Annotated in this window: 23 protein-coding genes and 1 pseudogene; 15 read left to right on the top strand and 9 right to left on the bottom strand. The window is 63.3% G+C overall.

The genetic code is table 11. The annotated features are described in order from the left end of the window. Positions 1-16: 16 nt before the first annotated feature. Together ACAX61_RS01400 and ACAX61_RS01395 are read right to left on the bottom strand one after the other, a co-directional pair. Positions 17-1855: a diguanylate cyclase gene (locus ACAX61_RS01400; protein ID WP_370713044.1), complete on the bottom strand. Its 1839-nt coding sequence runs from the start codon at positions 1853-1855 to the stop codon at positions 17-19. 104 nt (positions 1856-1959) lie between these two features. Next, positions 1960-3552 carry a hybrid sensor histidine kinase/response regulator gene (locus ACAX61_RS01395; protein ID WP_370713043.1) on the bottom strand — a complete coding sequence of 531 codons (1593 nt, stop codon included), beginning with the start codon at positions 3550-3552 and terminating at the stop codon, positions 1960-1962. Between the two features lie 413 nt (positions 3553-3965). Here ACAX61_RS01395 and ACAX61_RS01390 point away from each other — a divergent pair, with 413 nt between their 5' ends. The 4 genes from ACAX61_RS01390 (at position 3966) to ACAX61_RS01375 (ending at position 8750) form a co-directional block, all read left to right on the top strand. Further along, on the top strand, positions 3966-6917 hold the full coding sequence (locus ACAX61_RS01390) for a CHASE3 domain-containing protein (protein ID WP_370714869.1): 2952 nt from the start codon (positions 3966-3968) through the stop codon (positions 6915-6917). A gap of 71 nt (positions 6918-6988) precedes the next feature. Further along, complete coding sequence (locus ACAX61_RS01385) at positions 6989-7585, top strand: response regulator transcription factor (protein ID WP_370713042.1); 597 nt, start codon at positions 6989-6991, stop codon at positions 7583-7585. A 170-nt stretch (positions 7586-7755) separates the two neighbouring features. Next, positions 7756-8085, top strand: coding sequence for a DUF6481 family protein (locus tag ACAX61_RS01380; RefSeq protein WP_370713041.1), 330 nt, complete (start codon positions 7756-7758; stop codon positions 8083-8085). Beyond that, entirely contained in the window at positions 8082-8750 is a 669-nt protein-coding gene (locus ACAX61_RS01375) for a spermidine synthase (RefSeq protein ID WP_370713040.1), read from the top strand. Before ACAX61_RS01380 ends, ACAX61_RS01375 begins: the two co-directional genes overlap by 4 nt. A gap of 5 nt (positions 8751-8755) precedes the next feature. On the opposite strand, the gene trhO is transcribed toward ACAX61_RS01375, so the two are convergent. Both trhO and ACAX61_RS01365 read right to left on the bottom strand, forming a co-directional pair. Next, on the bottom strand, positions 8756-9712 hold the full coding sequence (trhO, locus tag ACAX61_RS01370; protein WP_370713039.1) for an oxygen-dependent tRNA uridine(34) hydroxylase TrhO: 957 nt from the start codon (positions 9710-9712) through the stop codon (positions 8756-8758). A gap of 41 nt (positions 9713-9753) precedes the next feature. Then, complete coding sequence (locus tag ACAX61_RS01365; protein ID WP_370713038.1) at positions 9754-12870, bottom strand: PAS domain S-box protein; 3117 nt, start codon at positions 12868-12870, stop codon at positions 9754-9756. Positions 12871-13044: 174 nt separating this feature from the next. On the opposite strand from ACAX61_RS01365, the gene ACAX61_RS01360 reads away from it, so the two are divergent. Both ACAX61_RS01360 and ACAX61_RS01355 read left to right on the top strand, forming a co-directional pair. Next, entirely contained in the window at positions 13045-13851 is an 807-nt protein-coding gene (locus tag ACAX61_RS01360; protein ID WP_370713037.1) for a redoxin domain-containing protein, read from the top strand. After that, positions 13848-14510 carry a DsbA family protein gene (locus ACAX61_RS01355; protein WP_370713036.1) on the top strand — a complete coding sequence of 221 codons (663 nt, stop codon included), beginning with the start codon at positions 13848-13850 and terminating at the stop codon, positions 14508-14510. Before ACAX61_RS01360 ends, ACAX61_RS01355 begins: the two co-directional genes overlap by 4 nt. Here the strand turns inward: ACAX61_RS01355 and ACAX61_RS01350 are convergent. From ACAX61_RS01350 to ACAX61_RS01335, 4 genes are read right to left on the bottom strand one after another with little or no spacing between them, the layout of a single operon-like run. Further along, positions 14507-14791: a DUF3325 domain-containing protein gene (locus ACAX61_RS01350; protein ID WP_370713035.1), complete on the bottom strand. Its 285-nt coding sequence runs from the start codon at positions 14789-14791 to the stop codon at positions 14507-14509. The two genes, ACAX61_RS01355 and ACAX61_RS01350, sit on opposite strands and share 4 nt — an antisense overlap. Beyond that, on the bottom strand, positions 14788-16374 hold the full coding sequence (locus ACAX61_RS01345; RefSeq protein WP_370713034.1) for a PepSY-associated TM helix domain-containing protein: 1587 nt from the start codon (positions 16372-16374) through the stop codon (positions 14788-14790). Before ACAX61_RS01345 ends, ACAX61_RS01350 begins: the two co-directional genes overlap by 4 nt. Beyond that, a complete protein-coding gene (locus tag ACAX61_RS01340; RefSeq protein ID WP_370713033.1) occupies positions 16374-16697 on the bottom strand; it encodes a hypothetical protein in 324 nt (107 codons plus the stop codon). The genes ACAX61_RS01345 and ACAX61_RS01340 overlap by 1 nt, the downstream gene beginning before the upstream one ends. Before the next feature lie 7 nt (positions 16698-16704). Continuing rightward, positions 16705-18906, bottom strand: a complete 2202-nt coding sequence (locus ACAX61_RS01335) for a TonB-dependent siderophore receptor (protein ID WP_370713032.1) — start codon at positions 18904-18906, stop codon at positions 16705-16707. 85 nt (positions 18907-18991) lie between these two features. Between ACAX61_RS01335 and ACAX61_RS01330 the strand changes: the two are divergent. The 3 genes and pseudogenes from ACAX61_RS01330 to ACAX61_RS01320 all read left to right on the top strand — a co-directional run. Then, positions 18992-19666: pseudogene (locus ACAX61_RS01330) on the top strand (HAD-IC family P-type ATPase); the annotation flags it as partial. 10 nt (positions 19667-19676) lie between these two features. Further along, positions 19677-20261, top strand: coding sequence for a potassium-transporting ATPase subunit KdpC (gene kdpC, locus ACAX61_RS01325; RefSeq protein WP_370713031.1), 585 nt, complete (start codon positions 19677-19679; stop codon positions 20259-20261). 10 nt (positions 20262-20271) lie between these two features. Beyond that, a complete protein-coding gene (locus ACAX61_RS01320) occupies positions 20272-20958 on the top strand; it encodes a response regulator (protein ID WP_370713030.1) in 687 nt (228 codons plus the stop codon). A 460-nt stretch (positions 20959-21418) separates the two neighbouring features. Here the strand turns inward: ACAX61_RS01320 and ACAX61_RS01315 are convergent, their stop codons facing one another. Continuing rightward, positions 21419-22144, bottom strand: a complete 726-nt coding sequence (locus ACAX61_RS01315; protein ID WP_370713029.1) for a hypothetical protein — start codon at positions 22142-22144, stop codon at positions 21419-21421. A gap of 287 nt (positions 22145-22431) precedes the next feature. Here ACAX61_RS01315 and ACAX61_RS01310 point away from each other — a divergent pair, with 287 nt between their 5' ends. The 6 genes from ACAX61_RS01310 (at position 22432) to ACAX61_RS01285 (ending at position 26304) form a co-directional block, all read left to right on the top strand. Next, positions 22432-22632, top strand: coding sequence for a hypothetical protein (locus ACAX61_RS01310; protein ID WP_370713028.1), 201 nt, complete (start codon positions 22432-22434; stop codon positions 22630-22632). A 116-nt stretch (positions 22633-22748) separates the two neighbouring features. Continuing rightward, positions 22749-23327 (top strand): recombinase family protein, encoded by a 579-nt coding sequence (locus ACAX61_RS01305; protein WP_370713027.1) that lies wholly within the window; start codon positions 22749-22751, stop codon positions 23325-23327. A gap of 806 nt (positions 23328-24133) precedes the next feature. Then, a complete protein-coding gene (locus ACAX61_RS01300) occupies positions 24134-24397 on the top strand; it encodes a hypothetical protein (RefSeq protein WP_370713026.1) in 264 nt (87 codons plus the stop codon). A gap of 27 nt (positions 24398-24424) precedes the next feature. After that, positions 24425-24937 (top strand): hypothetical protein, encoded by a 513-nt coding sequence (locus ACAX61_RS01295; RefSeq protein WP_370713025.1) that lies wholly within the window; start codon positions 24425-24427, stop codon positions 24935-24937. A 179-nt stretch (positions 24938-25116) separates the two neighbouring features. Further along, positions 25117-25458 carry an ATP-grasp domain-containing protein gene (locus ACAX61_RS01290; protein WP_370713024.1) on the top strand — a complete coding sequence of 114 codons (342 nt, stop codon included), beginning with the start codon at positions 25117-25119 and terminating at the stop codon, positions 25456-25458. A 9-nt stretch (positions 25459-25467) separates the two neighbouring features. After that, complete coding sequence (locus tag ACAX61_RS01285) at positions 25468-26304, top strand: hypothetical protein (protein ID WP_370713023.1); 837 nt, start codon at positions 25468-25470, stop codon at positions 26302-26304. The last annotated feature ends 21 nt before the right edge of the window (positions 26305-26325 follow it).

Raw genomic sequence — 26325 nt, 5'->3', positions numbered from 1 at the left:
TTACGGTATCCCGCGGTCAGGCCGCTTCGGCTGCCTCCACGACTGCCAGCGGCTTGCGCGGATGAACGCGGTCGCGCCCGGCGGCCTTTGCCTCGTAAAGCAGGTGGTCGGCGTTGCGCACGATGTCGGCTGGCGTTTCGTCGCCCCCGGTAAAGGTCGCCACACCGAACGACGCGGTGATCTGGCCCACATCGGCATCGCCGGCGCGGACCGACAAAGCACGGATCTGTTCGCGCAGCAGTTCGGCGCGCTCCACCGCCTCGCCATGCTCAAGACCGGGCAGGAGGATAAGGAATTCCTCACCGCCATAGCGGCAGGCGACGTCGCCCTTGCGAACATGTGCGCCCATCGTCGATGCAACCTTTCGCAGCACGATGTCGCCCGTATCATGCCCGTGCGTGTCGTTGATGTGCTTGAAATGATCAATGTCGGCCAGAATGACGCTCACCGGCGTGCGATGACGGCGGCTCTTAGCAAATTCCAGATCGATCGTTTCTTCAAGGTAACGACGGTTGTGAAGCCCGGTCAGCGGATCGCGCAGCGATTGGTGGCGCAGGCTTTCGCGCAGCCGCAAATTGACCAGCGCCAATGCAAGATTTTCGCACAGCACGCGCATGTCTTCCAGCGCCTGGCTGTTATCCACCGCCTGATCGCCCGCCGGTGCTTCAAGGTAGAGCAGGCCGACCGTATCGCCCTGCGCGATCAGCGGCATGCAGACATAACCGTCCAGATCGTCGCACGACAAATGGCCGCAAGTCACGTCGGTCGAAACATCAGCAACCTGATGCTGCTGCCCGCGGCGCAGCGCCCAGCATTTGGTGGGCGCGAATTCGGGCTGGCTGCTGGTGCAGTCGCCCCACGACGCCACGCGCGTCAGCACGGTCGCGGAGTTATTCTGGAAATACAACGCGCCGCCGCGAATATCGAACAGTTGCGGAATGAAGCGCGACGCAAGCGACACCAGTTCCTGCTGGTCCAGACAGGCGGGCAGGCGATTGGCGATGCGGGCGAGGATTTCGCTGACGCGGCGGCGATGGGCCAGCGCCTCACCACTGCGGTTCAGCAGTTCGGCGATGCGGGTCTCTGCCTCATCCCGGCGTTCGATCTCCTGCCGCATTCGAACGCACATCTGGTTGTAGGTTTCGCCGACCTCGCGGAATTCGCCCGCCAGACGCGCGGTGACTTCGTCGGGTACCCCGGATTCGTCGGAGCGCCGCATCGCGCCCAGGATCGCGCCGACCGAATGGCGCAAATAGCGGCCCAGCATCGTGATGGCGATCAGCACCGCAGCCATGCCGATGATCACCCCGGCAATCGCCAGCCAGCGGCCAAGCGACAGCAGGAACCGAACGTCCTGTGCGCCTTCCTCGAACCCGCGGTCGAGCGATACCGACAGCGCCTGAACCGCCTGACGCAATTGTTGCGCTTCGAAGCGTGCAGCCTGGTTGCGCACGATATCCATGGCGGCGTCGCGACCCTTGACGTCCAGCTGGTCGAGCAGCGCCAGTTCCGATCGGGCGGGGCGAATGACAGCAATTACCCGCTCCGACTCTTCAGGCACGTCGCGAGCAAGCACACTCAGTCGTTTCAGCGCCTGCGCGGCGCGCGTCTCCGCCTGATGATATTCGACCTTGTAGACGGACACGCCGCTCAGCAGGAAGCCGCGCTGCGCCGTTTCAGTGTCGATCACCGCGCGTTCGACCGATACGGCGGCGTCCAGCAGCGCCTGGCGCTGATCCATCTGGAGCAGAAATTCATTCGCGTTCTGACTCACGGCGACGATGGCCACCGTGGTCGGCAACAAGGCAACGATCATCGACGCAGCAAAGATGCGCAGACGAGGGGCGATATACATTTAGGCGACCTCTTTCGGACCGTATTCTGGCCAGCCAAAGGCTATGCTGAGACACGGTTAAAGAGGCCTAAACGCTTTCCCGGTAGTTTTCCGCGTATCGGCCCTCAACCCTCAAATGCGTTTCGCAGCGCGCGTTGAAGTTCGTGGTTGCGATAGGGTTTGGGCAGGAAGCGGACGCCAGCCGGCAGCGGCTTGCCATCAACCACGCCGATATGTCCCGATGTCAGCAGGATCGGCAGCGAAGGGAAGGTGGTCCGCGTCGCTTCCGCAAGGCGAAGTCCGTCCGGGCGGCCGCGCATCATCACATCGGAAAACACGATGTCGATGCCCGGCGTGGTCTTCAGGCAGGCAAGCGCCCCGTCGGCACTGCCGGCGGCGGTGACACGATATCCCATGCGCTCGATCCGACGGGTGGCGGAGCGAAGGACCTGCGGATCGTCCTCGACCAGCAGAACGTGGAGTTGTTCGGCGCCCGAACCGGCACTGGCGACGCTTTTGATCGCGCTTTGACGCCGATCAAGCGGCAGGATCAGACGTGCCTCGGTCCCCTCATCGGGTTCGGACCGCAGCAGCAACGTGCCGCCGGATTGACGTGCAAACCCGTCGACGACGCTCAGACCCAGCCCGCGGGCGTTGCCAGCGCCGCGCGTCGTGAAAAAGGGTTCGGTCGCGCGCGCCAGCACGTCGCGTTCCATGCCCACGCCGGTGTCGCGAACGGTCAGCGCCACATAGCTTCCGGGTTTCAGGTCGTCCTGCGGTTCCTGAAGCGTCAGCAACTCGGTCGACAGGCTCAAATGGCCGCCATAGGGCATGGCGTCGATGGCATTCAGGACCAGATTGACGACAGCATCCTCAAGCTGGTTGGGATCGGCAAAGGGTCGGCCCTCAACCCCGGACAGCGGAATTTCCAGCGTGATGTCCGGACGTCCAAGCGGCGCGATCAGGCGGGGGACATCCTCAAGGATCGCGTCCAGATTGACCGCGCGGGGCTCAAGCGGCTGGCGCCGGGCATAGGACAGCAATTGTTTGGGCAGTCGCGCGCCGCGTTCACTGGCGTTCAGCGCATCCTCGATCACGGCGGTGATGGCCGGGCTGGCCGGGCAATTGGCCTGCACTTCCTCAAGGCATGCCATGACGATCGTCAGCACATTGTTGATTTCATGCGCCACACCGCCGGTCAGGCGGCCGATGGCGTCCAGGCGCTGCATCTGGTGCAGTTCACCCTCGACGCGGACTGCTTCGTCTGCTGCTGCCTTTACCCGCGCCTCCAGATCGCGATTTATCTCAATAAGTCGCTGCTCAAGCGCATAGCGTTCGGTATCGTCGCGCAGCGTTAGAACCGCGCCAAGTTGCACCCCGTTGCAATCGTACACCGGCTTTGCCGAACCGATCGCCAATACTTCGTGCCCGTCGGGATGACGAACACGCCAGCGGAAATTCTCCGTGGTTTCGCCGTATCGAACCGCGCGGGTCAGCGGCATTTCTTCGGGCGCGAGCGGCGATCCGTCGACAGCGAACAGATTATATTCCCTGGCATAATCTTCGGGCATGGTGCCCAGCACAGACGCACCATGCACTTCGCTCGCCGCTTCATTGACAAAAAGCAGTTCGCCGTCGCGCCCGGCAACGATAACACCTTCGCGCATCTGGCCCAGAATCGCATTCCGCGCCGTGTCGTCCAGCAACATTCGTTTCATCTGTTTGGCCTCTCGTCCCCGGCCGCTTGATAACGCGGAAATTTACCATTTCCATCGTTATCATTGTGTCAAAATCGAAAGCGGCGGCCACTCCTGGTTGAGGCGGGAAAGGAGTGGCCGCCGCCCGGTGCACTATCGTCCGGCGGCTAGTCGCGGATACGCAACTGGCGCTTGCACCCGATGCACAACGGGACCGACCGCGATCCCGTGTCTGACGCTTTCGGGCGCCGGGCAGGGCGGCCCGGTTTGCCCTTATCAAGCGACGACAATCGTTATGGTTTCTGAAACCTTACCATTGAGCTAAGGTCAGGGTGGTAGTTTTGCGGTGCCAGACAGCACGCCCTGCTTTCGACGGACGTGCGATCCGGCTATGGCGTGTGTCACGGGGCGTGATGGGGGTTTCATTGTTGCGAGTGTTTCCGGCGTTCGAAGGGGTGCGCGCGCGTAACTGGCGGTTGCTGACCGGTGGGCTGGCGATCCTGTGGGCGATTCTCGTCTGGATTTCGCTGGTCCTGACGTCGGGGCTGGGCGAGCGGCTGAACATGGTCGCGCACAGCAACGAAGTGATTGCCGCGCTGTCGGATATTCAGGCGAGCGCGAACGACGTTGAAACCGCGCAACGCGGTTATGTGATCACCGGCAGCACGAGTTTTCTCGGGCCATTTGCCGGGACGCCCGCGCGGCTACGTGGGCAATTGAACGGCCTTCGCCGATTGACCCAGGATAATGCCAGCCAGCAGCTGAACGTCGACCGGCTGAAATCGCTGATTGTCAGGCGCCTGGAGCTGAACGCCAACGTGCTGGACGTTCGCAGCAGGCTCGGTCTCGATGCAGCCCGGCGACTGATCGCGCAGGGCGAAGGCAAGCGTGCACAGGACGCGATCCGATCGCATCTCTCGGCCATGCGCGCAATCGAGGAGCGGCTGCTTGCCGATCGTTCGAACGCGGCCGCACGCCGTCAGGCGCTGTTGAACTGGAGCATGGCGGGCGCGCTGCTTCTGGTCGGCTTGGGCATCCTGCTGTCCTCGTTGCTGGGCAGGGCGTGCCAGGAAGCCGAGGGGGAGGCGCGCGAAAATGCGACCCGTTACCGTGAACTGTTCGACGCTTCGCCCCTGCCGATCATCCTGACTCATTTGGACAGCGGCAGGATCGAACTCGCAAACCGGGCGGCCATCTCTTGCTACGGCTATACCCTGGAAGAACTGCAGAACATGCGCGTCGACGCGCTATATGCCCCCGAAGAGCGGCCGCGCCTTGAAATGGTTCGGGCCGCGCTGCGCAAGGGCGAAACGCATTCGGAGCTGATCTGGCGCCAATGCCACAAAAACGGCGACGAAATCGTCATGCAGATAATGGGGCAAACGGTGCCTGGCCCCCATGGCATGCGTCGATTGCTGATCGCCACCGATGTCACCACCCGCGAACGCTTTGTGCACGAACTGCAGGAAAGCGAACGTCGTTTTCAGCAGGTATTCGATCAACAGTTCCAGTTGATGGCCACCCTTGATGCGCATGGCCGGATCCAGATGGCCAATGACCGGTTCGGGCGTGAAGTGGGCGTCGATTTCAAGGACCTCATCGGCTGCCGAATCAGCGACCTGACATTGAACGATCCGGCCGGGCGCAGGGCTGCCGAGACCCTGGATCAGTCGATCGATCAGGCGCTGCGTACCGAACAGCCGGTGAGTTTCCAGTTCAGCTATCGGACCCGACACAGCCTTGAGCGCATCCTGGAGTGCGTGATCCGGCCCGTCGTGCAGAATGGCGATCTGAGCTATCTGATATTCGAGGCGCGCGAAGTGACCGCAGCGGTCAAGGCCGCCCAGACGATTGCCGCCAACGAGCGCCGCCTGCTTTCCGCGCAGGAACGGATCGGCATGTGCAACTGGGAATATGGCTTTGAGAGCGGCACCCTGTGGTGGTCCGATTACTCCAGCCGCCTGCTGTCGATCGCGAGCGACCGGTTGCCAAAGACCCTGTCGGAACTGTCAAAGCTGGCCGAAGCCGATGATGAGCCGCGGCTGGCTGCGTTTCTGGAAGAGATGAACGGCGTCATCGGCGCCGCATCCATCCGGTTCGATGGTGCTGCGTCAATGGGGCTGGGAGATCGCAGTTTCGAACTGGTCGCGGAAGCGTTGCAAAGCGATGGGAGCGACGGGCACCGATTGGTCGGCAGCCTGGTCGACATCACCGGATCCCTGCTGATGGAGCGGCGCCTGCACCAGTCGCAGCGGCTTGAGGCGGTTGGCAAGCTGACCGGCGGAATCGCGCACGATTTCAACAACCTGTTGACCGTTATTATCGGCAACAGCGAAGGGTTGCTGGACGAACTGGATCCGTCGAGCGACCTGTGCGAGCTGGCCGAGCTGAACCTCTCGGCGGCCGCACGTGGTGCCGACCTGACGTCACAGCTGCTTGCCTTTGCCCGCCGACAGCCGCTGGAACCACGCGTGGTCAATCCCGCGCAGCTGGTGCGCGAGATGAACAATCTGCTGCGCAAGACCATGACGCCCAGCATCGATGTCGAATTCGTCACCGACGCGGGGGCGTGGAATGCGCTGGTGGATCCGGCCCAGCTGGAAAGCGCGATCCTGAACCTTGCGATCAACGCGCGCGACGCCATGCCCGATGGCGGCAAGTTGACGATCGAGGTCGCGAACAGTCGACTCGACGCTGCCTATGCTGCCGCTCACAACGATGTGACGGTTGGACCCTATGTGATGATCGCGGTGTCGGACACCGGCACCGGCATGCCACCCGAAGTGGTCGAACATGCGTTCGAACCGTTTTTCAGCACCAAGCTGGGCGGCGAGAATAGCGGCCTTGGCCTTAGCATGGTCCATGGCTTCATCAAGCAGACCGGCGGCCACATCAAGGTCTACTCAGAGATCGACAACGGCACCACGATCCGCATCTATTTGCCGCGCCATATGGGCAGCGATACGGGCACGCCGCCCCAGCTTTATGCCGACCGCGAATTGCGGAGGGGCACCGAACGACTGCTGGTGGTTGAAGACGACGACATGGTCCGCCGTCACGTGGCCAACCAGCTGGTCGGGCTGGGATACCGGGTGGTGGTGGCCGAAAACGGCGTACAGGCGCTGGAAATCTTCCGCCTCGACCGTGATTTCGATCTGTTGTTCACGGACGTGGTCATGCCCGGCGGCATCAACGGGCGCCAGCTGGCCGAAGCGGTGCGCGAATTGTCGCCGCAAATCCCGGTGCTGTTCACGTCTGGCTACACCGAAAACGCGATCGTGCATCACGGACGGCTCGATCCGGGCGTCTATTTGCTCAGCAAGCCCTATCGCCTTGCCACCCTTTCGGTGAAAGTGCGTCAGGCGATCGAAGGAAAGCGCGACTGAAACATCCATTTTGAACCAAATTTACGTATTTCTAACATTGCCCGGCCACATGGCTATGCAGGGGGCATGCTATGAACGTTTACGTCGTTGACGACGATCCTGACCTCAGGCGCACGCTCGCCTTGCTGTTGCAGCGTCTTGGCCATCAGGTTCAGACGTTCGCCCATGCGGCTGCGTTCATGTCGGTCGCAAGGGATTTGACGCCGGGCTGCATCCTGCTGGACCTTTGTATGCCGGGGATGGATGGTCTGGAGCTGCAGTCCGCGCTGAAGGACCAGCACAGCCTGCATCAGGTTATCCTGCTGACCGGCTTTGGCGAGATTCCGGAAGCGGTGCGCGCGATCCGGGCAGGGGCGGTGGATTTTCTGTCCAAGCCCTATCGCCGTGCGGAACTGTCCGACGCAATCCAGCGCGCAGAGGCGAGCCTGCCCGAGGCGCTGGCGCAACATGCCGGCGCCGCTGGCGGTCGTAGTGCCATCGATTCACTTACGCCAAAGGAGCGTGACGTCCTTCACGCATCCAGCGGCGGGCGCAGCAGCAAGCAGGTCGCGCACGACCTGTCGCTCAGCGTGCGAACCGTCGAAATGCATCGTTCAAGCATCATCCGCAAACTGGGCGTGCAAAACTTCGCGGGCGCTCTCTTGATTGCGGCGCGCGAAGACGCTTGAACAAGGCCCCGTCCCGGCCAGAAATGTCGGCGGGTTCAGCCCAATGCAGCGTGCAATCGGCGCTTTCGGGCGCCCTGATGCGCTATTTCCTTACGTCGCGCGTTCATATGGGCTAGCGGTCGCCGCGGCAGGGGCCATTGGCCGCCAAATCCCATGATGAGGAAGATGTTGTGAAGGGCTACAAGCCACCTGATTTCAATGAGCGCGCCGCAGCGGCGCGTGCCGCACGTGAACGCGCGCTGGAAAAGCTGCGCGCCAAGCCTGCGCCAGATCCAGCTGTAATTGCTGAGCGACAGGCGCGAAGCGCCGCACGCGAAGCCGCCGCCGCTGAACGCAGGGCCGCCAAGCAAGCGGCTGCAGAGGCCGCGCGCGCCGAGAAGGAGGCTGAAAAGGCAGCCGCCCTTGCACGCCAGGCCGCCGAGCCCAAGGAAAAGACTGAGGCCGAGAAAAAGGCCGCCCGTGACGCCCGCTATGCGGCGCGTAAGGCGCGCCGTTCGTGATTCCACGTGAGCTGATCGGGACGGCGGAGGTGCCGGGCGGCCCGCCGCTTCGCCTGATCCGCCACGGCCGCGATTTCATCATCATGCTCGACCGCAACGAGTTGATGAGCAGCCGCATGAGCGGTTCCGAAGTCGCGCTGGGGCAGATGACGTGCCAGCGTCTGAAGGCAAAGTCGCCGCGCCTGCTGATCGGCGGCTATGGCATGGGCTTTACGCTGCGCGCGGTGCTGGCAGATGTGGGGGAAGGGGCGCGGGTCGATGTCGCGGAACTGGTCCCCGGCATCATCGAATGGGCGCGCGGGCCGCTGGTCGAGCTGACCGACGGTTGCCTCGACGATGCGCGTGTGACGCTGGAGCTGGCCGATGTCGGCGCGGTGATGGGGTCCAACCCGTCAAGTTACGACGCCATCATGCTCGACGTGGACAATGGCCCCGACGGCCTGACGCGGGAGGGGAATGACGGCCTGTATACCGCACGCGGCCTCGACCGTGCGCGAAGGGCCCTCAGGCCCGGCGGCGTGCTGGCGGTGTGGTCGGCGGGACCGGACCCGGCATTCACCAAAAGGCTGAAGCTTGCGGGCTTTGCCGTGGACGAGGTGCGGACCCGTGCGCGCGAAAACGGCAAGGGGCCGATGCACACCATCTGGTTCGCGACCAGCTCCTGACGCCCCTAATCCTCAATGCTGGCGCCGACATGGGGGTGACCCCGTGCGGCGGCCAGCGTTTCCTGTCGGTGGCGCTCGCGATAGGATGCTCGCTGTTCGTCGGTGCGCTCCCCATGGCACGCGGCACAGCTGACGCCCGCTTCGTATAGCGGGGATTGCAGATCCAGTGGGCTTAGCGCGCGGCGACAGGCGTGGCAGAGTTCGTGCGTGCCGGGGGCCAGACCGTGGCCGATGGCGACCCTCTGGTCGAACACGAAGCACTCGCCCTGCCACAGACTGTCGTGCTGCGGCACCTTTTCCAGATAATTCAGGATGCCGCCCTTGAGGTGATAGACCGATTCCACCCCCTCCTGCTTCAGAAAGGCGGTGGACTTTTCGCAGCGTATCCCGCCGGTGCAGAACATCGCCACCTTTGGCTGGCGACCGTTGCCCAGCAACGTGTCGCGATGGGCGCGGAACCAGTCAGGAAAATCCCGGAAGCTGTCGGTCTGGGGGTCGATCGCGCCCTGAAACGTGCCGACCGTCACTTCATACCGGTTGCGCGTGTCGATGACGATGGTGTCGGGATCGGAGATCAGGGCGTTCCAGTCCTGTGGCTCGACATAGGTGCCGACACTGGCGCGCGGGTCGATGTCCGGCTGACCCATGGTCACGATCTCGCGCTTCAGGCGCACCTTCATGCGGTGAAAGGGCATGGTGGACGCGCTCGACAGCTTGACGTCCAGATCGGCGCAGTCGGGCAGGGTGCGGATATGGTCCAGCACCGCCGTGATGCCGTCATGCGATCCCGCGATCGTGCCGTTGATCCCTTCCGGCGCCAGTAACAGCGTGCCCCTTATTCCCTGTTCGCGGCAAATGCGCTCCAGTCGCGCGCGCAGGGCGGCGGGGTCCGCGAAACAGGTGAAACGATAAAGGGCGGCCACGCTGATCGGTGAACCGGATTCGGTCGGAAGATGCGCCATGACCCGCCCCATAGCCGCGTCCGCGACAGACCGCCAACGGCTCAGGCGACGGCGCGCATCCGATCCAGTGCTTCGGCGGCATTCTGTGGCCGGGCCGCTACTGGCCAGAGGCGCAAGCCTTCCTCCAGCTGGCGGGCCTGTTCGCCAAGCAGCACCTCCCCGAACATGCCGGCGGTTCCGGCGAGCTGGTGCAACAGGCTGGCGACGTTCGAAACGGCAGCATGGTCGAACTCACCTGCACTCACCAGCGCGGCCAGTGATTCAAGCGTTTCCCGCTTGTGCGCGTCATAGCGTTGCCGGAGCGAAGGATCGCCCGACACGATCCGGTCGGCATCATCCGAGGAGCGAGCCCAGCGGGCAATGGCATTGCGAAGCGCCCGGACATCGACCGGCTTGGTCAAATGCGCCTGCATCCCCGCCGCGATGCAGGCGGATATGTCCTCGGCAAAGGCATTGGCGGTCAGTGCGACGATGGGCAGCCGGGCCGCATCGAAACCGCTGGCGCGGATTTCCCGCGTCGCGTCGACCCCGCCCATCACCGGCATCTGCATGTCCATCAGCACCAGGTCATAGGGGCGACCATCCTGTGCCGCCTGTCGCACCATCGCAACCGCCTGCGCGCCATCGGGCGCGACTTCCGCGCTGTGGCCGATGCCGGCCAGCATCGCGATCATCAACTCGCGGTTGATGTCGTGGTCCTCGGCCAGAAGGATGCGCGCAGCCGGGCCGGTGGCTTGCGACGACGGATCGGCCACCGCCGCCGGGCGGGCGGGAATGGTGAGACGCGGCGCGCTGGCCGGGGCGGGCAGGGTGAAGTGGAAACAGCTGCCCCTGCCGGGTTCGCTGTCCACCGTCAGCGCGCCGCCCATCAGGTGAACCAGCCGGTTGCTGATCGACAGGCCCAGCCCCGTCCCGCCAAAGTCGCGCGATGTCGCGTCGGTGGCCTGGACGAATTCCTCCATGATTGCCGCCTGACGATCGGGGGGGATGCCGATGCCGGTATCCTCAACCTCGATCCGCACGCGGCCCGGACGATCGGGGTCCAGTTCGGCGCGCAGCATGACATGGCCCGCCCGGGTGAACTTGATGGCATTGCCCAGCAGGTTCAGGATCACCTGGCGCAGCCGCAACCCGTCGACCGAGACATGTTCGGGCAGCGCCTCGTCGACCTGATAGCCAAGATACAGGCCCTTGGCGTCAGCCGTCGAACTCATCAGCGCGACGCAGCCGCGCAGCAGATGGCGCAAATCGGTCGATTCCGGATTGATCCGGATCTGACCCGCCTCGACCTTGGACAGGTCGAGGATGTCGTTCAGCAAGCGCATCATCGCCTTGCCCGAATCCGCGATCAGCTGTGCCTGGCGTCGCTGTTCGTTCGACAGTTCGCTGGCCAGCAACAGGTCGGTAAAGCCGATGACGCCGTTCATCGGCGTGCGGATCTCGTGGCTCATGTTCGCCAGGAAGCTGGCCTTTGCCCGCGCGGCGCTTTCGGCGCGTTCGCGCGCGGCAGTCAGTTCGTCCTCGAACTGCTTGCGTTCGGTAATGTCGATGGTCACGCCGATATGGCCGACGATCGCCCCGTCTTCGTCGCGTTCGGGCGCGCTGATCGCTTCCACCCATGCGACCGATCCGTCGCGCCGCGCAAGGCGGAACTGTCCGCGATAGGGCTCCCCGCGCTTGACCGCGACACCCCAGTCATGTTGCACCCGCGCGCGGTCGTCGGGCGGCAGCGCCGCAGCCCAGCCCGGCCCCGCCGCCGCTTCGCGCGACAGGCCGGCCAGCCGCAGCCAGCTGTCATTCGCGTAGATCAGCAGCCCCTGATCGTCGGTCCGGAAAATGCCCGCCGGGGACAGATCGGCCAGCGTTTCGAACTGTCGCTGCGTCTTGGCGCGTGCTTCGTTCGCCAGATGCTGTTCGGTGATGTCGCGAATGCTGCCTGCCGCGCCGACATAGCCTTGGCCCGCCACGCGAAGCGCGCGCACCGAAACGTCGATATGGCGTGTGCCGCCATCGGCGGTGATCAGCCGCAGGCGCAGCGCGCCTTCCTCTGCCGCGCCCGTCTCCAGCTGGTCGTGAAGCGCACCGATCGCCTCTGCATCTTCAGGATCGAACAGCGTGGCACAGGGCAGGCCGATCGAATCGCTGACGGCATAGCCGGTCATGCCGGTCCAGGCGGGGTTCAGGAACTTGAAGCGCCCCTCTGCATCGGTGCGAAAGATCACTTCGCGCATGCTCGACAGGATTTCCTGCGCGAAGTCGCGGTGGTGCTCCGCCTCGCGCCGGGCGCGACCACGCGCGGCCAAGACCGACGATGTGGTGAAGCCGATGGCGTAGTTGGTCGCCAGGAACAGTTGCAGCAGAACGATCTGGGCGTTGAAGCTGCCTTCCGCCAACAGGATGGGGCCGCGCCCGCTGAAGGTCGCATGACCGGCGATGATCGAGATCAGCGCCACTGTCGCCACCGTGCCCGCAACGCCCAGCCGGAAAGCGGACACAACGACGATGGGCGAAATGAGGAACAGCAACGGATAGCTGGTCTGGGAAAAGATCGCCGCGGTGGCGATTGCCGCCGCAGCCATGCCCGCGAACCATTCTGTCGCGCGTCGCAGCGACGGCTGCCTCCGCCCCTGCCAGGTATCTGCGATCACCAGCAAGGTGGGGACGACGATGAGCATGCCCAGCCCGTGCGCCAGCGCCCATGATCCCCATTGAAACAGACCGATGTCCACCGTGCCCGCCAGCAACATGCTGCCCGGAATGCCGCTGAGCGCGGGCATCAGCACCCCGCCGACAAGCGCGAACTTGCTCAGGTGCGACAGCTCGTCAAGGTCGAGGCGACCGCCGACCCACCGCCGTGTCAGCAGCGTGACGGCGACGATCTCCGCCGAATTGACCAGCGCCAGCATGACCTCGCGCTCAACGGTGCTGCCCAGCAGCACGCCGACGCAGATCTTGGTAAAATTGGCCGGCACCAACAGTAGATAGCTGGACCGGTCGCCCCGCAACAGGAAAGCGGCGACCAGCGCATTGGGCAGCCAGGTGGCGACCGAACGCTCCCCGTCGCGCATCAGGATGCCGATCCCGGCGAGAACGGCATAGGCAACGCCGAGGAATATCATCTGGGCCGCGAATTGCTGTCGATTGCGAACGGCCGTCATCTGTTACCTGTTACTGGGTTACGCGAGCTTAACCTAGCTTGTAATCGTCACTTAACGGTAAAGCCTGTTCCGCGTCGGCATCACGTCCATCCTGTTCCACGGACGTCTGGGTGGCTAAGGCCGATAAAAGCTGGCCGCGATGCGTGCCGCAGGCCGGGGTGATCGGGTAAGAAGATGGACGCTATCCTACGGCTCGGCCCGCTGATGATCGCGACCGACCGGGCAGTCGCATTGGTCGCGATCTGGGCGTTCGTCAGCATCGGCGCGCTGGTGGCGGCGCGGACGCGCAGCCCGGCGGGGCGTGTCGCCTGGACCGCGTTGCTGATCGGCATCGTTGCTGCGCGTGCCGGTTTCGTCGTCCAGAACCTGTCAGGCTTCATGGTGGAGCCGTGGGCGATACTGGCGCTGTGGCAGGGCGGTTTCGCGCCATGGATCGGCGCGGGGGCTGCGGCGGCCGTTGTGGTGGGGATGCTGGGGCGGCAGCGGGCAACCGGCCTCCTGCTGGCCCCGATTGTGGGCCTGTCGCTGGCCTATATGGCGATCGGCGCGCTGACGGCGCCCGATCCGCGGCCCTTGCCCCGCGGCTTGACCTTGCAGACCCTCGCCGGGAAACCGGTATCGGTCGATGCCATGCGGGGGCGGCCCTTTGTCATCAACCTGTGGGCCACATGGTGCCCGCCATGCCGCCGCGAAATGCCCATGGTGATCGATGTGGCAAGGGGAGCCAGCGTGCCCGTGCTGCTCGTCAATCAGGGCGAGCCGGCGGAACGGGTAGGGGTGTTTCTGTCCGCCAATGACCTGGCGGGCGACGCGATCTTCCTCGACGCCGGGCGTCGGGTCGCCGCCGTTACCGGTGCGAGCGCCTATCCGACGACGCTGTTCGTGGATGCCGCGGGCAATGTCGTGCGCGTTCATGCCGGTGAAATCTCACGCGCGGCGCTGAGCGCGGCTATTCGCGATCTTGAAAGGACGACGGTTTGAAGAAATCTATCCTGCTCGGCCCCGCTGCGGCCGCGCTGTTGGTCGGTGGCCACGTCGCCAATCCGGTGCACGCGCAGAGCGTGGAGGAGGCGGGCGACACCCGCCGCGCGGATGAGGGCGCGCGCATCCGCCAGCAAATCCAGAACGATCCCGTCGCGCCGACCATCGCGCCCCGTGGCGCCGATGTGACGATGGTCGTCTTTTCCGACTATCAATGCCCCTATTGCCGCAAGGTGCATCCCGTCATCCAGCAACTGATGCGGGAGGATGCGAAAGTGCGCGTCGTCTATCGCGACTGGCCGATCTTCGGGCCGGTATCAGTGCAGGCGGCGCGCGCGGTCATCGCCGCCAAATATCAGGGCAAGCATGCCGCGTTCAACGATGCGATGATGCAGACGTCGGGCAAGCTCAGCGTGCAGGGCATCCGCGCCGCTGCGAACCGGGCGGGCGTGAATTGGGGCCGGTTGCAGGCCGATCTCAAGGCGCATGGGGCGGAGATCGACGGCGCGATCGAACGTACCGGCCGCTATGCCGCGATGATGGGGCTGCGCGGTACGCCCGGCATTCTGGTCGGCCCCTATCTGATCCCGGGCGCCATCGACATTGCGGGCCTTCGCAGGGCAGTGGCCATGGCGCGGCGGAACTCCGTCGGCGCCTAGTGGCTGCGGTTCTGCGGCGGGGGTGTCAGGTTTAGGAACAGGAAGGCCACGCCCGCACCGGCCATGATCAGCCCCGACCACAGGATCGGGCCGAAAATCCAGCCACGCGCGGCGACCGAAAGCGCGAATGCAACCGTCAGCGCCGCCCAGGCGGCGGCCCGGATGCGCCGCACGACATCGGCGGAAGGGCGCCGCCCCAACCGCGCCGCTCCGTGACGGTCGGACGACAGGCCGAACCCCATGAACGCGCCGATGGCGATGAGCAGCGCCAGCACGGTCATTCGGCTGGCACCGGCTGACGAACCCCCACGGCGGCACGGACCGCTCGCGGGGCGCGCGTGCGCGGGCTGTGGCGCCAGACCCGGCGTGCGCTCCAGCCAAAGCCGATCGCCAGCACCAGCAACACCGCCTCGACCCCGACCATCGCCCAGTCCCCGTCAGCCAACCAAGCCATTGGGCCGGGGTGGGGCGCCAACAGGTCCAGCACTGGCAGGCTAAAAAGGGCAAGCGCCGTGGCCGCCAGCAGCAGCGTCCAACCGACCCGCGGGCGCAATATCATGGCCAGCAGTGTGGCGACGCCCCAGACGATGAACATGGCGGCAATCTCCCGATCCGCGCGCCCCGCGCCGCCCAGCGGCAGCAGCCGGTTGGCGAGCAGATAGGCCACGCAGGCAAGCGGAAAGCCGCCGACGACGGCAATGTTCAGCCGCTCCACCACGCGGAAGCCGAAGGGCGGACGGTCGGGCGCGGCCAGCTTTTCCCGCCGCTTCACGGTCCAGAGGACCAAGCCGGTCGCGACCATCAGCGTGCCCGCCACCCCGGCCAGAAAATACAGCCAGCGGAGCAGCGTGTCACCGAACCGACCCGCATGAATGCCGATCATCGCCCCATAGGTCGTCATCGCCGCACCGCGCGGCGGCGATTGCCACAGCATCCGTCCGGTCGTGCCGTCATAACTGACGCTCGCACCGTGGGAGGACAGGGTGGCGCTGCTGGCACGAGTGACGGTGATGCGCGCGGCGGCATCGCCGGGATGGGCGACCTCCAGATAGCCTGCGGGTCCGCCGAACCTGTGTTCGGCATCGCGAATGATCGGCGCCAGCGGCACCATCGGGGTGGCGCGGCCAAGCGGCTCCACCACGGGCGGGCGCGGAAAGATCGCCTCGAAAATCCGGTTCTGCGCGCCGTAATCGGCAATGACGGCGGCGGGCATCAGCAACGTCGCCAGCGTGACCAGCCCGGTATAGGTGATCATCAGGTGAAAGGGCAGGGCAAGCACCGCCGTAGCATTATGGCCGTCCAGCCACGACCGCTGGCCCTTCGCGCGACGCAGCGTGAAGAAGTCGCGGAAGATTTTCTTATGCGTGACGATGCCGGTCAGGATCGCGACCAGCATCATCATCGATGCAATACCGACCAGCCACCGCGCCCATAGCACCGGCGTGTAATGAAGGTCGAAGTGGAAGCGGTAAAAGAAATCGCCGCCCCGCGTCTCCCGCGCCACAGGCGCGCCGTCGGCCCCGATCAGGACCGTGGTGTCGCTGCGCCGCCGCCGCCCGCCGTCCGGCGCGTCGGGGTCGGGCTTTGGCACCCAGAATGCATAGGCGCCCGGCGATTGCGGGGTGGCCAAGGTGATGAACCAGCTTTGCGCGTCCGGCGCCGTGCGATCGAGGAAGCGCTGCACGTGGTCCAGCACCTCGGCGGGCCGCTCCACGCGCGGGGTTTCGGGGTGCATCCAGCGGTTCAGCGTTTCGCGCCAGTAGGCCGCGGTCCCCGTCAGAAAGACGATGAACAGCACCCAGCCCAGCAACAGGCCCGACCATGTGTGCAGCGTTGCCTGCGACTGGCGAAACGTCCTGGCCATTATCCGCCCGCAGACACCGGCATCATGGCGATCAGCCCCGCCGCTGCACCCGCCAGCGTCAGGGTCCAGGTCGCCCGCCAGCCGCTTGGCGCGGCAAAGGCCCACATGGCGGCTGCGGCGCAGATGGCAAAGGCGAACATCGTCGCCGCCATCACCGCATCACCCTTTGGCAACGGCACCAAATGAGCGATCGCCACCGCCCACAGGCTGGCGACGCCGTAGCCCAGCGGCATCGCGGCGATCAGGCGGAGCGTCCGGTCCCCCGCCCGCCGCCAGGCCGCGCCGCCGCGACCATGGCCGGAGGCGACGCCCCCGGCAGTCATGGCTTTGTCAGAATGCAACCCGGATATTCCCCAGAACCTGACGCGGGGCGCCGTAAAAGCCGCCCGGTCCACCAAAGCCGAAGCTGACGGTGCGGTAATATTTGTGATCGAAGAGGTTGGTCACGTTGATGCCCAGCGTCGCGCGGTCGGTCACGCGATAGCGCGCGAGCAGGTCGACCAGCGCATAGCCCGCCTGATCGACTTCCCCCGCCGCCGTCACGGGCGTGCCGTTGGCGTTGAACGCGCCGGTGGGCACCTGTCCGGTCACGAACATCCGCGACTGTGCGCTGACGCCGCCGCCGATCGTCAGCCGGTCGCCGGGCAGACGATAGGTGGTGTAGAGACGCGCGATGTGCTGCGGGAATTGCGGCAGCACCCGCTCGCCCGCGCTGTCCTCGCTGCGGGCATAGGTATAGCTGGCGGCCAGCGTCCAGCCGGTGACCGGCTCACCGGCCAGCTCCGCCTCTCCGCCCCAGGTGCTGACGCCCGAAACCGAGATCGACGGGGTCGAGCCGTCGGGCAGCAGCGGCGCGGTCGGATCGGCGATGGCGATGTTGTCCTGTTTGATGTGGAAACCGGCGGCCGACATGGTGAAGCCCTCACCAAACGGCGTCGCCTTCACACCCGCCTCGTAATTGGCGCCGACCGTGGGGTCGAGCAGGTTGCCGTCGGCGCCGCGCGCCGAGACCGGCGAAAACACGCTGGCATAGCTGGCATAGAGCGATACCGAACGCGTCAGGTCCACGACCACGCCGCCATAAGGTGCCCAGCGCCGCTCATCCTGTCCGGTAGAGGGGCGGGCGGGGTCCAGCCCGCCGGCGACCGTGAAATTGTCGCGGCCCGAGCTGTAATCCGTATAGCGCCCGCCAGCGATGATCTTCAGCCAGTCCGTCGGATTGAGCCGGACCACGCCGTACGCGCCGAACTGCTTGAAATCCTGGGTCCAGTCGCGTGCATCCGACTGGATGATGGGCGGCCGGGCCAGGTTACCCGTCCAGTCGAGGATGCTGGGCGCGGTGGTGGGATAGCCTGTCAGGTCAAAGGCGGAACGATTGACCGTGAAGCTGCGGTCGAACCAGTTGACGCCGCCGACCACTTCATGCTCGCGCCCGAACAGCTTGATCTTGCCTGCGACATAGCCGTCGACCGCATCCTCATGCTGGTCAACCTCGCCATAGAAAGACCACATGCCCAGCCCGTTGCCCTGCCGGTCGGGAAGGCCGTTGGCGATGTTGAGCAGCGCGCTCTCGTTCGTGCCCGCACGCCGGTTATAGCTCAGGCGCAGCAGCCAGCTTTCGCCGATATCCTGTTCGGCGGAGGCGAACAGCGTCGTCTGCTCCCGCGACCAGGTGCTCCAGTTGGCGGTGCCGGTGAAGGAGCGGGGCAGGTCGGTCGGCGTGCCGTCGTTGAACAACAGCGGCACCGTGCCCCAGCCGGCGCCCTGCGAATTGGTCCGCAGATAATCGCCGCCGACGCGCAACCTGGTGTGCGGCGTGATATCCGCCTCGATCGTCGCATAGACCACCGGGTTCCGGTCATGCTGAAGGTCGATATAGGATTCGGTGTCGGTATAGGCAGCCGCGATCCGTGCGCGGACCGAACCGTCCCGGTTCACCGGACCACCGATATCGGCCTCCATCCGGTAATAGGAATTGGACCCGGCGGTGAGGTTGAAATAGCCGCGCAGCTCGCTGGGCGCACGCTTGCGGACCAGATTGACCGTAGCCGACGGATCACCGACCCCGGCCAGCAACCCCGCCGCGCCGCGCACGATTTCGACCCGGTCGTAAATCGCCATGTCGCCGACGGCGCTGTTTTCGTAACCGCTGACCTGATAGATTGTGGGCACGCCATCCAGCTGGAAGTTGCGCACCGCAAAGCCGCGTACGTTGAAGTTCGAGCGGTTGCTGTCGATGGTGTTGACCGTAACGCCCGGCGTCTGGGCCAGCACGTCGCCAACGGTATTCAGGTTGAAGTCCTCAATCCGCTGGCGATTAACCACAGTGACCGACTGCGGCGTTTCCTTGAGCGTCAGGGGCAGGCGGGTTGAGGTGGTGGGGCGCTCGTCGCGCTCACCCGTGACCACGATGTCGCGGTCCTGCGGATCGACCGAGGCATCGCTGACGCCGCTGTCCGCGCCCACGGCAGGATCAACCCCCGGCGTTCCCAGGGCGAGTGCGAGCGACCAGAGGCCAATTGCAGCTGACAAAGAACTTCCCCTTCTTGATATCGGGTCGCAATAGCGAGCCGGTATCGGGGCGTAAAGCGAATTATTCGCAATAAGCGGCGTCGCCGAATTGCGCCGCATGGGCATCCGCACGGTGATGATCACCGGCGACAATCCCCTGACCGCCGCCGCCATCGCCGCCGAGGCGGGCGTCGACGATTTCCTTGCCGAAGCGACGCCGGAGGACAAGCTGGCGTTGATTCGCGCGGAACAGGCTGGCGGCAAGCTGGTCGCAATGTGTGGCGATGGAACCAACGACGCACCGGCGCTGGCCCAGGCCGATGTCGGTGTGGCCATGAACACGGGTACGCAAGCCGCGCGTGAGGCGGGTAACATGGTCGACCTCGACAGCGATCCGACCAAGCTGATCGAGATCATCGGGCTGGGCAAGCAATTGCTGATGACACGCGGCAGCCTGACCACCTTCTCAATCGCCAATGATGTGGCGAAATATTTCGCGATCATTCCGGCGCTGTTCGTCGCGCTTTATCCGGGGCTTGGCGTGCTCAACGTCATGGGCCTGTCCAGCCCGGAAAGCGCGATCCTGTCCGCGATCATCTTCAACGCGCTGATCATCCCATGCCTGGTCCCGCTGGCGCTTCGCGGCGTGACCTATCGCCCGATGGACGCGGGTGCGCTGCTGGGCCGCAACCTTGCCATCTATGGTCTGGGCGGTCTGGTGGCGCCGTTCGTCGGCATCAAACTGATCGACATGGTCGTCAGCGCGCTCAACCTCGCCTGAGGATTACAACATGCTGCAAGATATCAAATCGGCGTTTCGGCCCGCCATTGCCCTGACCCTTGGCTTCGCGCTGCTGCTGGGCCTTGCCTATCCGCTGGCGGTGACCGTGATCGGACAGGCGATGTTTCCCGCGCAGGCGAACGGCAGCCTGATCCGCGACGACGGTGACACCGTCATCGGCTCCGCACTGATCGGGCAAGCCTTTACCAGCGACGCCTATTTCCACGGCCGCCCTTCCGCAGCCGGCGCCGGATATGACGCGATGGCGTCGTCCGGTTCGAACCTGGCGCCCGGCGCCAAGGCGCTCAGCGCCCGCGTACGCGATGACATCGCCGCTCTTCGGACATCACCAGAGGTTTCCATCTCTCCTGATCTGGTGACGACCTCCGCCTCGGGGCTAGACCCCCATATTAGCCCTGAGGCGGCCTTCTCGCAGGTGCGGCGCGTTGCCGCCGCGCGCGGGGTCCCATCCGACCGGATCCGCAACCTGATCGATGAACGGATCGAACGGCCGGTTGCGGGCTTCATCGGCGAACCGCGCGTGAATGTGCTGTCGTTGAATATCGCGCTCGACCGCGTCGTGCCTGAAACCTAAATGCGGCGATATGGCCCAGTCCGCCACGCTTCTGATCGTCGAGGACGACGCCGCGATCCGCCGCCTGCTAAGGGTTGCGGCGGAGCGCACCCTTTACAAGGTGATCGAGGCCAAGGACGCGCGTGAGGGTTTGTCGATGCTCGACATCGCCCGGCCGGATGCGGTGTTGCTCGACCTTGGCCTGCCCGACCGCGATGGCCTTGAATTGGTGCAATTGATCCGTGCGAAAGGCGCGGCGCTGGTCATCATATCGGCGCGAACCGACACGACCGAAAAGGTCGCGGCGCTGGATCTGGGCGCTGACGACTATATAACAAAGCCATTCGACACCGAGGAACTGCTGGCCCGCGTGCGTGCCGCCCTCCGGCATCGTGACAGGGGCGAAATCGAATCCGCGATCAGCGCGGGCGATGTCGAAATCGACCTTACCCGCCGCCGCGTTCGCCGTTCGGGTGTGGAGGTGCATCTGACGCCCAAGGAATATGGCATCCTGGCGGTGTTGGCGCGCAGTCCCGACCGGGTAATCGGCCATGCGAACATGCTCCGTGACGTATGGGGCCCGGCGCAGGAGGCGAATGTCGAGTATCTGCGGATCGCCATCCGCGGCTTGCGCCAGAAACTGGAACCGGATCCTGCTCGTCCCAGCTTGATAATAAACGAGCCCGGGGTGGGATACCGTTTGAGGGTGCCGGGTTAGTCGCCGCGCCCGGCGATAGCGGCGTGCGCCGCCCCACACACGGCAATGATGAGAAGGGCGCGCGGACGGGAAGAACGCGGTCGTCCACCCTGATCGGACAGTGCGCCGATACCGTGGGCGGTAGCGACGGGTGCGCAGCTATATCCGTACGGGCCAGGAACGTCTTTAGGCGCTTTACCGCGCCGCGACCGTAAGGCTCCAGTCGCGTACCTTGATACTCTACGCCAGTTGAGAGCCTTCGGTTTTTGGCTGCTTCCCAAGGCCTTTGAAAGCCTGAAGAAAAATGGTGCCCAGAAGAGGATTTTACGAATGGCACCAAAAACGGCGGAAATCTGCGGTTTTCTAAATCAGCGTCGGGGCGGTTGTATTAGGCTTTTGTACTAGCTCAGGCAAGGTCATAGCCGATGTGAGTCCGCGCTAGGGACTCGAACTGCTACAGCGGCCCGTTACGCCCCTTCGGCTACGCCCTTCCGGCTACGCCCTTGATAAGCTCGATCATACGTCGCCGCTGTTCGCAGAATATGAGGTACTGGCGCTTATCTGTAGCAGCGGGCCATATATCGTGATCCTTCTCGTTCATGGCTAAATACTGAGCATCGGCTTTATACTCAGCTTCAACATCGGCTTTGAGCTTTTCGGTGAATTCATGGTCATAGCCAATATTCGCCAAGCTATTTTGAAGCATCTGTATGGCTTGCATGTTCATGCCGATTTTACTCATCGCCATCTTGCTGCCTCTTGGCTGAATGGTCATGCGCTCAGACATATCCAGCGCTACAATAGCCGCCTCCTTGCGCTCTCTTGCGCGCACCCTGTCAGCCTCAGCTTGCTCCTGCGCATGCAGCCGGGCAGTCAGAGCATCTAACTTAGCAAGGCGCTCTTGCGTAGCCACATCCACTGCCTGCTCAACGCGTCTATTATCTTCGACGGGAGGATTAACGGCAGGAACTTGAACGGCTGCGGTGCTAGTTCTCAGCGGGCTAATCTTTGGCCAGATCAGCGCACCAACGGCGACAGCTACGCCAATAGTGCCGATTACCCAAGGAGCATACCCTATGATGCTCATGCTCGTCTTCCATGCGTCCGAAATATCGCCGGGTAAATTGATGAGGTCTATGGCTCCCCGGCCATAACCTGCCACCATAAGCATAAAGCCGCCTGCACTTACAAAGTATCTTCTAGCCATGCCCTGACCCTAACGAGGCAGCTAATCCCCTGCCTTTTCCCCTTTGATAGGAGAGAGTAGTTCACCGCTCACGGCAAGCATAGCCAAACCGCTTACGGCCTATTTTTGGTAGAGATTTGCGAGAGGGTCACTCGGATAAGAGCCAGCGCCTTTTACCCCGTATGCCCTGCCCAGCTGGTCCACGGATATGACACGCCTAGCGCGGCCTGCATTATCGCGCACGGTTCTCCTTCCCGGCGTAGCGTGTCACTATCGCCATGATCGCTGCCCTAACGATGGAGGATGCAATGGCTCGCAATTACGTAGCTGAGGTGAAGGAACGGGACGTCGGCCAGCCATGCTTCCTGCTGCTGAACCTGTACGATGATATCGGCTTGGACGGTAGGACGGTCATCCTCGACCTGCCTGAGGGAACGGGGATCGCTGAGGCTCAGGCATTGCGTGATGCCCTGCATAGCTCAGGGGCTAGCCTTCGCTTGCTCAAGTAGCTGCATCTAAATCGACCGGTTACGATACAGCTTGGATCAATGTATCGAAACATAGCTTGACACGGGTATCGATACACAGCACATAGCGAGCCACCTATTCGATACAGGAGGCCGGAATGGCTCGCACCTTCGCTTACTGCCGTGTCAGCACTGCCGATCAGACTACCGACAATCAGGTCAGGGAGATTGAGGCCGCAGGCTTCAAGGTCGATCCCAAGCGTATCGTAGCTGAGACTGTATCCGGGTCCGTTGCTGCCATGGAGCGCAAGGGCTTTGCCAAGCTGGTCGATAAGCTGGAAGCCGGGGATATTCTGATCGTGACCAAGCTGGATCGGCTAGGCCGCAATGCCATGGACGTTCGGGCGACGGTCGATAGCCTCGCCAAGGAAGGGGTGAAGGTTCATTGCCTAGCCCTTGGTGGCGTCGATCTGACTAGCCCGGCTGGCAAGATGACCATGGGCGTTATCGCTGCCGTTGCTGAGTTTGAACGGGACTTGCTGGTAGAGCGGACCCAAGCCGGTCTGAGCCGTGCGAAGGCTGAGGGTAAGACGCTTGGCAGGCCATCGGCGCTCACCGCTGAGCAACATGCGGCCATCCGGTCGAAGCGGTCACAGGGTCTTTCCCTTGGCGCGCTCGCTGCCGAGTACGGGGTATCCCGTGCTGCCATTCAACGGGTCGAGAAGCGGACGACGTGAACCCCTGCTAAATCGGCCTAGGATGCCCGTGGGAGTCGATATGGGAGGCTCAGGGTATCGACCTAGCCGAATAGGCGAGGCGACTCTGTACGGAGCTTATTCTGGCGCGCCTCAGACACGGGAGGAAAGCCCGGAGCATTTCGGGACCGTATTGCAATAGCCACCATTCATCACCGCCAGTTCCCGTTTAGGCCGGGAACACGTCTGACAGTACGTGACTGTAGATACCATAGAGCCGCAAGGCTTAGCTTAAGAGCGACGGGCTGTGCCGACTATCATTAGTCGATGCAGGGTATCGGACACCGGCAATACAAGCGACGTATAATCTAACTCAGGATCATGCTGCTGTAGTTGCTCCTCCATAGCGCCTTGCTTACGGATATCTATCTGTAGGAGGAAGGACGGGGGGGCGACCGGATACAGCTTCAATATATCTAATCTAGGATCATACTATATCAGTATAGATCATTGGTACTCTACGGCTTGATACCGTGGATGCCATACACAATCTCATTCTTCCGACAGGCTCAGATTAGTTATTACCTGTTTCCTGTTCAGGTGATCGCTATACGTCAGCCTGAGCCTACCTGAGGAATGATCCTCCACATACGCATTGCTCATCAAACCAATGACGCCCATCGGCCTGAGCAATTGCCAGCCGGCTAGCTATAGCATTGCCCTAGTTGGTAGCTAGCAGGCGTACCTCTTCCATAGCTGTAATATACCCGTTCCTGTTTGCTTACGTGCAAGCGGGCGGTCTGTCTGAAGTTTTGCCAAATAACCTCCAACAATATGAAGGATATCCCATGACGATTATGTCTGTTGATACCAGCCGCCTTAGTGATCCCCGGATTATTGCTCATCTTGATGGTATCGATAGCCGTATCATCAACGGCTTTCGTCTCGCCCTAGATGTTCTCTGCATCCCTATGCCCAAGCATATCGAGCGCAAGCCCGCAGGCCGTCCGTCTATCGCCAAGCTGATGGCCGCCGCCGATGCCGATAGCGGGACGAACCGTACCTACCGCGATGAAAAGCTGAAGATCGGCGCTTTTGCTCCCCGCATCTAAATCCATCTATTAGAACAAGGAAAACCAATGACCAACAAGTATACTTCCTCTGAGATTGCGGATGACATTGATAAGATCAAAGCTCAGATTGCTAACGTGAACGCCGCTATTCCGATCTTTGGAGAGGCTGCTATTCAAAAGGCTAATGAGCTTACCGCCAGCCTTAATGATGCCAAGGAACGCCTTGCATCGGCACTTGCTGACGAACAGATAGAAGCTCGCAAGAAGCGCCTAAGCGGGTTCTCTGATATCCGCGTCGATAGTAAGCCCGGTGACAACCTTATCAGCACTGGCTTTGTCATCCGCTACATGAAGGACACTTGGGATTGCGATCTTAAGAAGACGGTTCCTAAGCAGCATGAATGCAATGGCTTTGCATCCCTCGCCAATGATGCCTTTGATTATCTCGTTTCGGTGAAGCCCGAAGCTATCCCCGCGCGGATCATGGCGCTGGCACCGGGCGAACCTCACAAAGCTATGTCCGTCTATCTGGCAGGCAAAGCCCGTGGTTACTTCAAGGGTAGGACGGTCGCGGCCTGATGGCTGGCGAGAGCCTGCATGATTGGGGAACGGGAGAGGCACCTAAGCCTCCCCGCCCGGACTATGTACCCAAGTGGCATGTAGAGCCACGTAGCCTTGATGACCTACTGCAACGGGCAGGCCCCTATGCCGATGGCACCAAGGCCCATGTTGAATGGGGCGCTGTCACGGCATGGCTGATGAGTGGCAGGGCGAATGATGCTCTAGCCGCCGCCTTCCTCCCCGGTGAAGCTGCCAGCCTTTCCGTCATCCTGACAAGAGCGGCTGAGGAACAGGAAGCCGGATGGCCCAAGCTATCGGACCGCAGCGTAACTCCCGCAATCTACGATCTGCCAGAGGAAGCCCGAGGCATAGCCCGCCGTATGGCCGCCGAGGTTCATGCCCTCTGGGAAGCCGCTGGCCGTCCCTACCTCGATACTCGCCGCGTCAAGGATGCCTTCCGCTTCCTCGTTGCCTGCATCCGCTCAGGCTCAATCCCTCCGCAGCGCACCATTGGCGACGTGCCGCCACTCAATTCCTAAGGAAAACCAATGACCGCACTAACTCCCCGTCAGGCCATTAAGGTCAAGGCGGCTCTATCCCTGATTGCTGTACATGGGCACAATCCCCGCGCTGTACAGAAGCAAGCCCAGGATGAGATTGCAAAGGGGCACCCAGCTAATACCGCGTACTCTACGGCTCTAAATGCTTTCGCAGCTCGCGTTCCAGCCTTGCGGGATACGTTGACCATTGCTGTCGATTTGATCCACAACAGCGATGACGCTACCGTTTCCCTGTATGATAAGGCTCTTACTGCCTACAACAACAGCGGCGACGAAAGCCATTTGGATAGCCTCGCTCCCATGATCCTCGAGGATGCGAAGGCTTTGGCTATCAGCAAGGGCGAAGTGACCGAGGCTGATGCAGCTAATTGGACTGTCGAGGATGCTCTTTGCAGCACTAGCGAAGCCTATGCCGATACGCCTGACGTTCCTGATGCCGCCTCGATCCCACCGGGTCAGACCGTGGCAAGCTCGTTCGGCTTCAACGGCGTTCCCGGCAATGCCCCTCAGGCTCCCGCTGCCGCCGCTCAGGCCCCGCAGAGCGGCCCTCAGTGGGTCATGGGGCCGACCGGCTATACCCTCGTCCAGCAGGCCCCTAGCGGCCCTGCCACGGGGCGGAGCGTGACCGGCTATGATCCCTACCGAGGCGCTCAGGATGCTACCGGCGTTCGGATAGCTCAGACCGGAGACGCGGCCCGCCGCTCGCATGGCACCCCGGTTGGTGACGTGGCCTATATGCAGGCCGCTGGCGGCGGCATCCGCGTTGCCCCGACAGGGGAAGCTGCCCGCCGAGAGGCTGGCGTCCCGCTTGGCCCGAACGCCTGAAATCCTGCCTAGGAGAGTCGC

This window comes from Sphingomonas sp. IW22 (assembly GCF_041321155.1).
Classification (GTDB): Bacteria; Pseudomonadota; Alphaproteobacteria; order Sphingomonadales; family Sphingomonadaceae; genus Sphingomonas.
The sequence above is the reverse complement of the archived record's forward strand: the minus strand, read 5'-3'. Positions and strand labels throughout refer to the sequence as shown.